The sequence below is a fragment of the Edaphobacter sp. FHG110511_03 genome, assembly GCF_059115365.1.
In genome coordinates, this window is the sequence record NZ_JBZYWL010000012.1 from 54,221 (window position 1) to 67,147 (window position 12,927).

At 53.2% G+C, this 12,927-nt stretch carries 11 protein-coding genes and 1 pseudogene; 6 read left to right on the forward strand and 6 right to left on the reverse strand.

Annotated features, from left to right (window positions below; translation table 11 throughout):
• Window positions 1–54: 54 nt before the first annotated feature.
• Window positions 55–279, reverse strand: a complete 225-nt coding sequence (locus AC5S26_RS27790; protein WP_494188217.1) for a hypothetical protein — start codon at window positions 277–279, stop codon at window positions 55–57.
• A gap of 287 nt (window positions 280–566) precedes the next feature.
• Here AC5S26_RS27790 and AC5S26_RS27795 point away from each other — a divergent pair.
• Window positions 567–707 (forward strand): annotated as a pseudogene (locus AC5S26_RS27795) (HU family DNA-binding protein); the annotation flags it as partial.
• A gap of 468 nt (window positions 708–1,175) precedes the next feature.
• Window positions 1,176–1,571: a hypothetical protein gene (locus tag AC5S26_RS27800; protein WP_494188208.1), complete on the forward strand. Its 396-nt coding sequence runs from the start codon at window positions 1,176–1,178 to the stop codon at window positions 1,569–1,571.
• A gap of 123 nt (window positions 1,572–1,694) precedes the next feature.
• Here AC5S26_RS27800 and AC5S26_RS27805 read toward each other — a convergent pair whose 3' ends face one another.
• Window positions 1,695–2,465 carry an alpha/beta hydrolase gene (locus tag AC5S26_RS27805; RefSeq protein ID WP_494188209.1) on the reverse strand — a complete coding sequence of 257 codons (771 nt, stop codon included), beginning with the start codon at window positions 2,463–2,465 and terminating at the stop codon, window positions 1,695–1,697.
• Between the two features lie 813 nt (window positions 2,466–3,278).
• Here AC5S26_RS27805 and AC5S26_RS27810 point away from each other — a divergent pair.
• Window positions 3,279–4,229, forward strand: coding sequence for a hypothetical protein (locus tag AC5S26_RS27810; RefSeq protein WP_494188210.1), 951 nt, complete (start codon window positions 3,279–3,281; stop codon window positions 4,227–4,229).
• A 300-nt stretch (window positions 4,230–4,529) separates the two neighbouring features.
• Here the strand turns inward: AC5S26_RS27810 and AC5S26_RS27815 are convergent, their stop codons facing one another.
• Complete coding sequence (locus AC5S26_RS27815; RefSeq protein WP_494188211.1) at window positions 4,530–5,378, reverse strand: AraC family transcriptional regulator; 849 nt, start codon at window positions 5,376–5,378, stop codon at window positions 4,530–4,532.
• Between the two features lie 89 nt (window positions 5,379–5,467).
• On the opposite strand from AC5S26_RS27815, the gene AC5S26_RS27820 reads away from it, so the two are divergent.
• Entirely contained in the window at window positions 5,468–6,985 is a 1,518-nt protein-coding gene (locus AC5S26_RS27820; protein WP_494188218.1) for a DHA2 family efflux MFS transporter permease subunit, read from the forward strand.
• A 207-nt stretch (window positions 6,986–7,192) separates the two neighbouring features.
• On the opposite strand, the gene AC5S26_RS27825 is transcribed toward AC5S26_RS27820, so the two are convergent.
• The gene (locus AC5S26_RS27825; protein ID WP_494188212.1) at window positions 7,193–8,569 is read right to left on the reverse strand and encodes an alpha/beta fold hydrolase; all 1,377 of its coding nucleotides are present in this window, start codon (window positions 8,567–8,569) and stop codon (window positions 7,193–7,195) included.
• 280 nt (window positions 8,570–8,849) lie between these two features.
• On the opposite strand from AC5S26_RS27825, the gene AC5S26_RS27830 reads away from it, so the two are divergent.
• Window positions 8,850–9,131 carry a hypothetical protein gene (locus AC5S26_RS27830; RefSeq protein WP_494188213.1) on the forward strand — a complete coding sequence of 94 codons (282 nt, stop codon included), beginning with the start codon at window positions 8,850–8,852 and terminating at the stop codon, window positions 9,129–9,131.
• Between the two features lie 653 nt (window positions 9,132–9,784).
• The gene (locus tag AC5S26_RS27835; RefSeq protein ID WP_494188214.1) at window positions 9,785–10,105 is read left to right on the forward strand and encodes an SDR family oxidoreductase; all 321 of its coding nucleotides are present in this window, start codon (window positions 9,785–9,787) and stop codon (window positions 10,103–10,105) included.
• Window positions 10,106–10,783: 678 nt separating this feature from the next.
• Here the strand turns inward: AC5S26_RS27835 and AC5S26_RS27840 are convergent.
• Together AC5S26_RS27840 and AC5S26_RS27845 are read right to left on the reverse strand one after the other, a co-directional pair.
• Window positions 10,784–10,951, reverse strand: a complete 168-nt coding sequence (locus AC5S26_RS27840; RefSeq protein ID WP_494188215.1) for a hypothetical protein — start codon at window positions 10,949–10,951, stop codon at window positions 10,784–10,786.
• 369 nt (window positions 10,952–11,320) lie between these two features.
• The gene (locus AC5S26_RS27845; protein ID WP_494188216.1) at window positions 11,321–12,688 is read right to left on the reverse strand and encodes an MFS transporter; all 1,368 of its coding nucleotides are present in this window, start codon (window positions 12,686–12,688) and stop codon (window positions 11,321–11,323) included.
• Window positions 12,689–12,927 lie beyond the last annotated feature (239 nt).

Consider the following 12,927-nt stretch of genomic DNA (forward strand, 5'->3'; position numbering starts at 1 on the left):
CGGATTCGTCGGTACATTTCGCTTTCGCACTATTAAAGGTGACTCCCTTTGTCATTACTTCCTGTCCGAATGACTCTCTCCACTCGACGGATTCAGATGGGAAGGTACACCACCGCGCCATTCTTGCCAGTATTCAGAGATATTCGTCACTAGGGGAAGGCCAGCACGATAGAGGTTCTCGATCGCAGGCGCAAAACCTCCTGCAGACTCAAAACTGAAAAGACTGTCAAATGCACTCTGCTTGTCTTGTCGCATCTTCGATTCTGAAAGTGTTACCAGTTAGTTCTTTTCTGATTTTCATCAATACAGCAACAATCATGTTAAGAGCCTTGTCTAGCTAAATGGACATCGTGCTTGAAAATAGCGCTTGTCTTTATAGAACACCTAGCATCACTAAATATTCCGAGCAAGAGCTCTGGATGAAGCATGTATAAGAGATCGCGAATGACATTCCGACTGTATGACTCTCATATTGGGGTGACCACACCAAACATGTAGAGTCAAGATGTGACGCGGTGGTTTAGGTTCGGCCTATCTGTATCCGGCCCTTTCGTCTGCCGGGGCCTCATTATCCGGTCAAAGCTCAGCGTGAGGCTCGAATCGGCCGCAATCCTCAGACAGGGGAGTCGATCAAGATCAAAGCAAAAACGACGGTGAAGTTTCGCGTTGCCAAGGCAGCTAAAGATGCTATCGCCCCTGTGAAGTAATTTTGTTACAGATTGAACACGGTCCTCCGCCGAGCGGAGGGCCGTGCACTTTAAGTCCGCCCCGTTTTCAAGTCCGAGAAGCCGACTATTCGTCCAAGTGAAATGCGCGCCGTAAACGAGTGAGTTGGCGGTCTATCACCACTTTAGACGAGAATGCGTTCATCCAGCAGTTCCTTGTAGTTGCCGAAAGCCCCCGTTCTAGGGAAACGAGCCTTTTTAGCGCACGCCGTCACTGTCATCCCGGTATACTTGTGCCGCTATGCGCCTTACCCTTGTACTGCTCCTATCCCTAGTCCCATCCTGCCTCCAGGCTCAAGCCAGCTCGACCAACAACTCGCCCACGTCTGTCTCTGACAATGCAACATTGACCGAAATGTTCACCGTGATCAGAAGGCTAGAGACGGCGATCACATCGAATGGGCGAAACTAACGAAAGACGATGAACAGCGGAGGAACGATCTACGTCAGATGCTCTCCGCTGGCGGAGTTCGCACCGGGAATGACTACTTTCATGCGGCAATGATTTTTCAGCATGGCCAAAATCCCGATGAGTACTTGATGGCTCATGCGCTCGCGATGGTTGCGGTTTCACTAGGCAGCAAAGAGGCCCGGTGGCTTTCCGCAGCCACTCTGGATCGGTACCTTCTATCGATTTGGCAGCCTCAGGTGTTTGGGACGCAATTTCACGGTGGACCTAACTTCGGGGCCATGACCCATGACAAGATCAACCCGGCGATTGTCAGTGATTCCATGAGAAGCGCTACTTGCGTAGTTTCAACTTCGGAGCAAGACAAGGTGCTCGAAACCGTCAATCACGGCGGGAAGTTCGGAAGCACTCAATCGAAGGAGGATCATTGTAAGTAGCCAGTAGCGCTCTCCGTTAGTTTCGCCAAGGGGTACACACGGGCTTGCCCGAAAGTCGGCTTTTGGGAAACTGTGCCGTAGTTGGTCAAAACCACGTTTTTGGGGAATGACATCGCGTCAATGTCACCGGCTGCCCAGAAGAGTCCAGTACTGTGAGTTTGTTTGAACAGTATTGTGGCCAACGCCGGGTAGGACCGCGAAGGAGACGATGCCCTCCCTAAACCGTTTGGATAAAGCATCGGAACTCGAACGTGGGACGATCTCATCATGCTCTGCAACGATGATCCGAGTTGGTGCTGTCACTAGTGGAGCGTATCTACGAGACTCGAACTTATCGCGCAGTAGCCAACGAACAGGTAGGAATGGGAACTGGTTTTCGGCAGCGTCTGCGAGGGTGTCGAATGGTGTGATCAGGACGAGACGAGTCACAGGTTTTTGGCTGGCCAACCAAACGGCAACCCCTGATCCAAGGCTTCGCCCGACCACTGTCACGTCTGAATGCTCAGCATGAATGCTCTCAAAGAGCCTTAGAGCATCTGTAAAAATGGCTCTCTGTGAGGGGCTACCGGAGCTTCCTCCGTAACCCGGATAGTGAAGTGCGTAGATGGCACTCTCCGGAAAAGCTCTTCCTAGATCCGGAATGTCTAGTGACACATCTTCCGCATTGCCCCCGAAATAGATAAGAGCCTTCGGACCGGGGTGGGGACGCACAGAGACGTGTAAGGTTTCAGACCCCACTGGAAACGACATTAGGGTGGTCGCATCGCGAGCGGATCTCGGCTGAGGGAAATAGATCAGCGACCGTTGGTACACAAATAGAACTCCGCAGACCAGCACGTATAAGCCCGCTATCAGTGCCACCAGAATGATAGACGCAAGTCGTGCAGTTCGCATCGTTCGCCTTTCTTGACAGATGCCGTTCTGCGATTCTAGTTGACGGGTAAGATTCGGCGGTGACGCTACTTCCTCCCGCAAAGTCGGGCTATCGGCAAGTTCAAGGGCGGTGCTGACCCAGATTGCGAACTTTCCGAAAACCCCGTTTCCGAGGAGCTTGACGGAGCCCTTACACTAGGCTCATGAGAATGCTCTGGTGCTGGAGGTGTAGGGCAGATATGCCGATGCTCGATGAGCAAGAGTACCTACGGGTCACTTCGTCCAGAGCGAAGGGAGTAAGCCTCAGAGATTCACTCGTTCCAGTGATGGCTGAGTACGAGCGGGTCACCGGATACAAAGAGACCAATCCGAACGCTATTTATCACCACCGGCTCTCCCTATACGGCAGTCCCTGCAAAAAATGCGGTAAGCCTCTGAGAACACCAAAAGCAAAGCTTTGTAGCTCCTGTATGGCACCTGTAATCGAAGGCGGGGGCTGATTCCTCGAAAGTCCGTTTTGAGCAAGTTCACCTAACTCGAACTTGGTGAAAACTCCGTTTCACGCCAGCCGCAAGTCCGGGTTGCTGACGATAAGCCGACTTTTCGTTATTCATCTCAACGCGCTAGATGAGTGCATTTGCGAGTTGGCACTAATCTGAAACTACTACTAACGAGATGTGCGTTTACATGTGCCTATGTTCTGGCAGGTCTCGACGCCTTAGCGCTGGGCCGTTCAGACTTTCGCGTTCGGTCTAGCCTGTCCCGCACCCCTCCTGTATTTTCGTGAGCATGATACGTACCTACCGAGCTTCGCTATTGCTTGCATCAATCGCTTTGGCAGTAAGCCCCCTTGCGAACGTCGCCCAGACTCTCCAGAGCACTACAGGTCAGTGGACGCTGCAACTCGGTAAACGTACATTTCTGGTGCTCTCCCTCAATCCGCCCAATGGACAATCAGGAGTCGTTAGGGGCACACTGGCCCGTCCAACACACTTCCAAACTGAGGATGCTGTGTCCTTTTCAAACATTGAAGGGCCTACCGAAGTTGAGGCGATCCTAGCCTCCCAATGGAGAGCAAATACCCTATCTTTTACTGTTCAGAACCCCAAAGACGCTAGCGACACAACCAAATATCTGCTGACCGTCAAAGACGACACTGATGCGGAGCTCCAACTGGAAGACGTTCCATTAGCACCTTTGAAGCTCAAACGAGTTTCAGGAATTGTCTCGGTTTCCGATGATTGGCGCGTTGGAGAACGGTATTCTCCGGACGACGACGCACCTTCGAATCCAGAAATGAGAAAAATCTTCGCTGAGGACCAGCGAGTCCGGCAGTCATACCCGAACATCGATTGGGCTTCGGTCAGCAAGTCTGACGCGATTCGCCGCGCCGAAACGATGAAACTGCTCAACGAGGGAAACCTTCACTCTGGTGAAGATTTCACGTGGGCGGCTTTCATCTTCCAGCATGGCTCGGGTCCGGACGACTTTCTTTTGGCACATACCCTTGCAGTAGTAGCGATTCGGAGGGGATACAGCGATGCGACGTGGATCGCAGCCGCTACGCTGGATCGCTACCTCCAATCCATAAAACAGCCCCAGATTTATGGAACTCAGTTTCTAACGCCTGATGGCAAAGTTACGACACAGGACCCGTATAACAGTACTCTCATTCCAGATTCCCTTCGCCGTCAGATGAAAGTTCCGGATCTTGCGTCGCAACAAGGTCAGCGGCAACAGTACGACGCGCAGCGTCACCTCGAGAATAAGATTACAAAGCCGTAAGATCCGACGACGGTCTAGAGCCTTACAAGTCTACTTGTGGGGACGAACCTAGCAGCGATTAGCCCGTGATCTTGCTGCTCCACGTGGCATGACGAGGCCAGGGCAATACACTCCACCTACGATCTTGCGCCTCGAGAGGATTAGTAACGATAAACGCACTTCTCGTCAGTTGTCTAAAAGTCCGATTTCCGGCAAGTTCGAGGGATGCGGACCAGAATGCGAACTTGCCGAATCCCCGTTTTTCGGCAGCTGGTCTCCGGTACGGTAGCAGGTCACTTCCGCTAAGCCGACATATCAGGACTAATCCGCGTCTCGTAGGCCAAGCTGTTCGTATTGGCCGGTACGCTGCGGCCGCGAGATGGTATTTGCTAGGTGTTCTGATGGTGAGATGCCCATCACTTTGCGGAACATTGCGGAAAAGGCGGCATGGCTTGCATACCCTAATGCGTTCGCAATCCGCGAACTCGACTGCCCTTGGGCTAACCGAATCTGAGCCTCCAGAAGGAGAAGCTGCGACTTCCACTCACCGAAGCTCATGCCCGTCTCTGCCCGGAAAAGCCGTGCGAGTGTTCGGCTGCTCATGGACATCCGCGACGCCCAATATTCCATGTCCCCGCTCAACATCGGTTTTCTCTGCATGGCGTCGCAGACTTTGCGAAGTCTCGGCTCCCTCGGCCAGGGAAGAGACAGCGGAAGTGTCTGCCACAGATGCAACTCGCTGCAGATGAGTGCTGCAATCTGCCCCCCTCGACTGTTGGTTGAATACGCGGGCGGCTCTTGCAGCATGCTGATAATGAGTTCTCGCAGCAATGGGGACACGCTGATGACAGCGCAGGTGGCCGATGGCGGCGTAACCGTGTGATCAAAAAAGATCGTGCGCATGCGGACTGGGCCCTTCATCCGAATCGAGTGTCTTGTCTTCGCAGGCACCCAGAGCGCACGAGTTGGAAGCAATACCCATTTGCCCTCCCGAGTAGCGAGGGTCATCGTGCCTTCAATTGCGTAAATAAGCTGGTCTTTAGTGTGCTCATGAACGGGGACACGATCGTTGGCAGCATAGTCATAGGCCAACGCTGAAACAGGCCGATTGATACGTATGCAGGCTTCAACTGCTTTGTCTGTCCGTAAGTCGATAGTTTCTGTCTTCATGTCGCTATCCTGCCGTTCTAGCCTCCAGTATACGAAGGCAGGACGTCATCTCAACCAAACACAACATCTGGCTGATCGCTGGTGCCGCGATCATCGCGCCGTTCATGGAAGTGCTGGACACATCCATTGCAAACGTCGCGTTACCATACATCGCAGGAAATCTTTCTTCCTCTTTGGACGAAGCGGTCTGGGTACTTACCTCCTATCTGGTAGCAAACGCGGTCGTGCTTCCAATCAGCGGCTGGATCTCTGGCAGGATCGGACGAAAACGGTTCTACCTGATCTCGATTTTTCTTTTCACCGTCAGTTCGCTGTTCTGCGGCATCGCGCCAAGCCTGCCGATTCTGATCTTCTTTCGTGTTCTGCAGGGTCTCGGCGGAGGAGGTCTGCAGCCTACCACGCAGGCAATTCTGGCAGACATTTTCCCAAAGGAACGCATTGCTTCTGCGTTTACGCTCTACTCCGTAGTCATTGTGCTGGCTCCCACGCTGGGTCCTGTGTTAGGAGGCTGGCTTAGCGACAATTGGGGGTGGCGATGGATCTTCTTCCTGAACATCCCTTGCGGCATTGTGGCCTATTTTCTGAATCGTGCTCTGCAGCCAAAGACACCGCAAGACCACACAAAGAATGCCCCTGTGGACTACATAGGACTTCTTGGCATCGCACTCGGACTTGGGTGTTTGGAGTACGTGCTGGATCGTGGAGAACGCTCAGACTGGTTCGCCTCTCCCGCGATAGGGACGGCGGCGCTTGTGTCGTTTGTCGCTCTGATATTACTTGTTTTTCACGAACTGTTCCGCGCAAAGCATCCGGTATTGCAACTCCGACTGCTCGCAAACCGCAACTTCACGCTGGCGAGCGGGATGATCTTCTTCACCTACTTCGCACGATATGCAAGTACAGCACTTCTTCCCGAGTTCACTCATAGTATGCTCGGCTACAGCGCCACGGACAGCGGTATGGTGCTCTCTCCGGGGTCGTTTGTTCTGCTGCTGCTCCTACCCCTTACAACTTGGTTGATGGAGCGTGTTGATCATCGCCTGTTGATCATTAGCGGATTGCTGATTACCACGTTTGCGTTCCATCGCTTGAGCAGCATCTCGCTGCAAGTGGATTACGCAACCATCGTGAAGCTCCGCATCCTTGAGAGCTCAGGAGTGGCGCTCTTCCTGACGCCTATTAGCGTGCAGGCATTCTCACGGCTTAAATCGGGCAAGAACGATGCGGCCGCATCGCTGTATGGGCTGTTTCGAAATCTTGGTTCTGCAATCGGCATCTCTGTCGTTAACACGATGCTGGTGCGAGGAGTTCAAGTACACAGAACGTACTTGGTCCAAAACTTGAGCGGATCTTCGACGGCTCTATCCGCGGAGGTGCAGACCGATATCTCGTTCTTTCGGAGTTTTGCCGGAGATTCCAGTAACCATGCGATAACTCGAGCGCTTGGATTGATCCATGATGAGATCAACCAGCAGGCCAGCCTCCTCAGCTACATGGACTGCTTCCGGCTGCTCATGTGGGTCTCCCTGATGCTCTCGCCAGTGGCGTTCTTGTTTGTCGTTGGAAAGTCGTCTACAAGAGACTGTGTACGCAAAACAGATAGGTAACGGTAAACGCTCTTGTGTTTACCGACAAGCCGAGTAGTGCCTTCAAAGTCGAGTTTCCGGCAAGTTCAAGGGCGGTGCGGACCCAGATTGCGAAGTTGCCTATAACCCCCGTTTCAAGGGATCACTGGTCAGCAGCCGTCGTTAGCGTACATAAATTCCGTTTCATGAGGTGTCCCCTTCAAACACTCGATGAGCGCATTGCTCTGATCACCAGAGAAAGTCAACGACTGGGAGATCAGTGGCGAGGTCGGTGGAAGGCCGGGCCGCAATAGTTTCTTTGCGCAGGACGACCGAAGTGATTTGGGCGGTCGATGTGGGAAGATCAGCGAGAAAGGAATCGTTTATGGGGAGTCCAGTGGGTTCGTCGTCAGCGATTTTGTTGTCAATCAGGACGGGATCGCGTTCGCGGGAGAAGTAGCCCTGTGGACGGGCGATAAGAAGTTGACTGCCATGCGTGGGCACAGAAAGAGTGGCCTGACCGGTAGTCTTCGGCTCCGTTGGGACGGGCAAAAAACGCAGATTGAGCAGAGTCGTTGAGCGTGGGATCGGGGCCTTATAGAGGCGGATATGACGGCCCTGAAATTCAAGGTCGAAGTCGTACTCCTGTGTGGACGAGGCCTGGAATGGACCCCATCTTCCATCACTTCGAGTGACAACTTCGTAGGCTGGCGTGGTGGATTCGGTGGAGTTGACCGGGTAGATGCGAAGATGGACGCCCGAGAGTGGAAGATTGGTAAAAGCGCCGTTCTCAAAACCGGTGATAAGACCCGAGAGAGTTGGAGAAGAGACCGGTGTAACCAGCGTGGTCGTGGGTGCCGCGCCGGTAATGAACTTGTACATTGCTGCGAAAGCGGATGGGGCGAAGGCTAGTTCGCGGTGGTCGAGGTTGGGGAGGACGATATTTGTGGCTCCGGCGAGCGCGGGACCTTCGTAGGTAATGCCGGTAGCGGTTTGTGCCTTGCCGAAGGCGATGCCGTTCGGCTGAGCATACTTGTCCAGCTTGTCACTGCGAAGCGTCATCATTTTGACGCCGGGGGGCACCTCGGAGCCATAGCCATAGGCATGATTGAGCGACTGGAGGTAGTGCCCCTTCCCGTTGAACTCGCCGTCGAGATTAGCGTCGAGCGCCATAACTCCATGATTCGGCGTTCCACATGTGATCGCGAAGGCAACGTTGTTGCTGCCTCCGTGGCGGAGGTAGTTACGAATAGTCATCCCGCCACGACTGCTCCCGATGAGAGCCACCTTCGAGCTGTGGGTTTCGATGAGGACGCGGGTGACGAACGCGCTGAGCTCCGCGGTCTCGTCGGTAGTGGAAGAGCGATTTAACTCTTCGACGATGTCATTCGTGCGGGCGCTGGGATGTGAGAAGCGCACGGAGAAGAGCTTGTCGGTGGGGTAACCGTTGGACTCGAAGAGCCAGATAATACCGATCCACTTGGAAGCGTCGTCGCCGTTGCCGTGCACGAACACTATAGGTACAGACATGCTGGGCTGGCCTTGGGCGGAAGAGGTCATCGCCGCTACACAAGCTAGGAAAATGGCGCCGAGTGTGTACGCAATACGGGTAACGCGAGAGGTCATTCGAACTGTACCTGCCATGCAGACTTTAGTTGACGCGGTGGTTAGACGCAAGGGGACATGAATCGCCAATGCACTCAGCGAGCTCTCGAGTGAACGAGAGGAGCTTCAATCGTCCGGTTCGGGGTGGCTAACGGGCAAACCGGAAGCGATCTCGCTCGTTGTGCCCGAAGAGTCACCTTCTCGGCAAGTTCGTGGAGGCTTGGCACACTGCGTTTTTCGATACCGTTTCCGCCGACTGCCCTCTGTCAAGGCCGCGGCAATAGTGGACCAGACACGAATCGTGGCAATTCGTGAGATCGTAGGCGCACAAAACGCGCTGGAGACCAGTCTCGCCGCCGATGAAGCTGCCCGCACCCTGCAGGACGCCTCGCAGATCTCCTACGATGCTGCTCTCGATGCCTACACCTACAAGCATGATGTAGGAACCATTACAGCCGTCGTAGCCGCCCAGACCCAACTCTTGCAGGCCACACTCGCCTCAGACGACGCCTACAGCGCCACGCTTTCCGCTGGGGCCACACTCGCATTCGTTTCCGGAACACTTGTGACTGCGCCTCGGTAATACAAATACTAGGTGCACCTTGCCATGGTCTCTCCCAAAGATCGTCGATTGAGAGTTAAGAAGACACCACGACCATGGCAATCCGAAGCCAAGGCCCACTCCTCGCAACGACAAAGTCAGCCCTTGTAGACCTAGTTGCTAATGAGTCCAGAAGCATGATGTGGGCCAAAAAGGGTGTTATCTCAAATCTCATGACCGCAGGCCTTTCACGAATCCAAGCACGTTTTTACCAGTGGTTTAGTGAAACTGAGTAAATTGGCCAAACTGGTCTGTACCCGAACGTGACTCCAAAAGCGCCAGTGATGAATTGCATCTGCAACCGCAAAAGACTTTGAGTCGATATAGTCTTGGACCATATGGCAGATTGCGAGCACTCCAGCGGGTCGGTCGAAGACAGATAGTCGTGGTGTTGCCGCTGCAAGTTGTGATATTTACGAGCTTGCCTGACTACTCCGATGATCGACGAGACAAAGTTTGAATTAATAAAATTCACCTACGTGGATTGCTGTTCACTGTTCAGAAGGCGCTACCGTTGATGCCAAACCGCGGTGTCGTTCTTCTGTGTGGGTCCGACGCATCACAGGCTGGCACTCCCGGTTTCACGACTTATAGCGACAAAAGCTGCTATCCGTTCTTTTGCGCGTACATGGACAATGGATCTCAAGGAGCGCAAGATACGTGTCAATGTAATCAGCCCGGGTCCGATCGACACTCCAATCTGGCAATCCACCAATCTTCCGGAGGAGGTCGTAGAAAAGTTGAAGTGCGATATCGTCGCCATCGTGCCTGCCAATGAAATGGGCCGTCCTGAAGACATAGCGAAATCTGCCTTATTCGTGGCGTCAGAAGATGGTCGGTTCACCGGGGCATTGAGCTATTCGTGGATGGCGGCGAGTCAAGCGTGTGATCTGTTAGCGCTCGACGCGACTTCCTTGCGAGAGATGATAGTAGCGATGCCAGCTGAGCCGAGTTGAGACATGGCACCGTATATAGTAGACGTGACGTGATTTCCCAGGATAGATTTCTGAGGTATTTGCTAATTACTTCACGCCACACTCGGAGGCAAAGGAAGGGCGAGAGAGATATCGCCGCCAACGGCGGCAAATACCTCGCAGGTCGAGAATCTTCTCCGCAAGCTGCAGAAGCGCACTTATGATCGCTCTGAGCGATATCTACTGGCAATGAAAATGTTATTGTGTCGCCCATTGACCTGGGCTGCCTCTGTCTAACCGAAGCCCCAGGCAATGTACACGACGTAGGCGTGGCGATTCTCAAATCAGAGGACGTCCTTCCACGCGCTTGCAAGCACATCAACACCTGAATCACTTCTCACGTGCTCATCGGATCTGCCATCGAACTATCCCGAATGAGGTCCTCGATCCCTCCGGACGGAGATCCAATGCTCCATTGGAGGACCGGAATATACCCAATCGGGCAGCCTCAGGCGCCGGCATCGCGATACGAGACTTGAAATGGTCGCCGGTGGAGAGGCCCATCGCTCGAAAGGCCTTCGATCGGGCGCTTGGAGCGGAGCTGGAGGCGGTCATTTCCGGAAACCAAAAGCAAGGCAGCGAAGATTCAAGGGCAGTCCGGCCTCTGGGAGCTGGAACGGTAGCGGGTTTGCTCGTTTCGGCCTCCTTGTAGGGCGATTCTCACTTCCTAGCCTCCAGGCGCTTGCGAAAATCATTGATGTACGCGTTGGTCGGGTGCTGCGGATCCGTGATCAATTTCAACGCGTCCTTCGCGATGAATGCTGGCTCCTCTTGTCCCTTCACAAACATGTCCATTTCCATGATGCCCAGATTGCCCCATTTATCCATACCGTTTTTATGGGTAACTCAACGACAAGATCAGCATCATCTTTAAACTTTGAAATCGCAAACCGACCCCAGCTCGCGAATTGATCAGTCGTCGTAGCAAGAACCTTCTCATTTCCTGTTTCATTCACCAAGTAGACAGTCTTAGCGGACCGGACTTCCACTGGAAGTGGACTTTCAGCTGGTGCGGATCCCACTAACACAAGAGCGATCATCGTGGTTTGGGAGAGCGTTCTACAGAAACTCATGATGAGAGTTTTAGCAAGGGACAACCATCCGTCATTGTGGCTTGTTGAAGTCCTTGCCCGAAGTGGTCGAGCTCTGATTCGTTGTCGGGTTCTTTGCCTTGCACCAGAACCACTTGATCTAACGTTAAATTTTTGTACGCTTGAATCCGCCATTTGAGCGGTCATAGAGCACTATCGTGCCGAAAACGATAAGCAGGATGGCCGGGAGTATGGCCACCGCTCGGAATGAAGCTTGCGCGGCCAACCCGAGCACCTGCTCTAGTTTATCGCCGTTCAGCGCTTTAAACGCTTCTGCTCCGCCTGCAATTTCAACTTTTTTGCTGTCGAAGATGCGGCCCATCGCAGGCAACACGAAGTTAGTAGATAGAGTTCCAGCAGTTCCCATCAGCCCGATTAGAAGAGCTCCTCCTCGGGGAAACCTCTCCGAAGCAGTTCCCAACATGGTTGGCCACATGAAGCAAACACCCACACCCCATACAGTCGCAGCAAGCACACCAGTTATTGGAGAATTCGCAAAGCTCAAGGACAACAGCCCTAGAGATGCCAGCAGGCACGAGAGCCACATCAATCCAATAGCGGACAGTTTGCGTACCAAGGGTCCGGCAAAGTTCCTAGCTATAAACATAATTCCGCTCACGTAAACTAAGAGGAGAATCCCTTGCATGTGGACGGTACGCGTTAGCGCAAGATCGACCCATTGACCGGGTGCAAGTTCCGAAGCGGCAGTGAGGAACATCGAACAGAAGAGAATCAAGAACATCGGTTTCAGCGTTTGCCGGAACATATCGCGGGTGGACACGCCTGATGCCGCGCGTTCAGTCGGCGGAAACCTCATGCCAAAGCACATTGCCAGAAACGTAATGGACGGGATGAGGGTGATCGCAAGCTTGATTTGCCATCCTATGCCCAGACGACTGAGACCGTAGCCGAGTAATCCTCCTGCAATTAGTCCCCCCGGCCACCAGGCGTGCAGATGATTCAATTTGGTGGTCTTATCTTCGGGGTAGAGGGTAGCAATTAGTGGGTTAGTTACGGTTTCGACCAAACCCCACGCTACTCCGGAAATTGTGGCCCCGATCCATATCACCTTGTAGGCAGAGTGGCCGCTCGCGATACCCGACGCGAATACGATCATCAAGGTTCCGAGAATAAAGCAGACTCCAGCCAACTGGAGAAGCACTGACATCCCAATAATGTCGAGCAGTGGACTTCCAATCGCAATTGTGAAGGCAAAGCCAAGAAACGGCACGCCTAGGATTGATCCGATCATTTCGGCTGAGTGATCTCGGCTGATGGGATCAAAAAATATGCGCTGCAGATCGGCGGCTATGTCCGCGCGAAGGGATGCGGCTACACCGGCTGTGAAAATAGCAAGTACGCTTACAAGAAAAATGCGATTCTTATTGAATGCGCCTGGCTGGTTATTATGGCGTGCTGAGTGTGTAGTCGACCTCATAATGCCTTGAGAATCATTATTCGTATTAAAGTCCACTGCATTTCTCCGTTGGTTTTGGATTAAGTTGGTATTCAGACGAGAGGTCACCTTTAGGTGGTCGCTATATCTCTATCTATGTAAGAACACGGGACCAGATGATTTATTCCACGGCTGACAAGCCAGAGGCCGTGCCATACTCCGATCTTGAAAATCCGCAGAGCCTTAATTTGTACGGTTACGTCGGGAATAACCCATTGTCTCGTCCAGACGGAGATGCGCATTGTTGTCACGCTGCG

Bases quoted from the DNA above. Each gene is read 5' to 3' on its own strand.
- AC5S26_RS27800 (WP_494188208.1), top strand. From the start codon at position 1,176: ATGCTCTCCGCTGGCGGAGTTCGCACCGGGAATGACTACTTTCATGCG.
- AC5S26_RS27805 (WP_494188209.1), bottom strand. From the start codon at position 2,465: ATGCGAACTGCACGACTTGCGTCTATCATTCTGGTGGCACTGATAGCG.
- AC5S26_RS27815 (WP_494188211.1), bottom strand. From the start codon at position 5,378: ATGAAGACAGAAACTATCGACTTACGGACAGACAAAGCAGTTGAAGCC.
- AC5S26_RS27825 (WP_494188212.1), bottom strand. From the start codon at position 8,569: ATGACCTCTCGCGTTACCCGTATTGCGTACACACTCGGCGCCATTTTC.
- AC5S26_RS27835 (WP_494188214.1), top strand. From the start codon at position 9,785: ATGGATCTCAAGGAGCGCAAGATACGTGTCAATGTAATCAGCCCGGGT.
- AC5S26_RS27840 (WP_494188215.1), bottom strand. From the start codon at position 10,951: ATGGATAAATGGGGCAATCTGGGCATCATGGAAATGGACATGTTTGTG.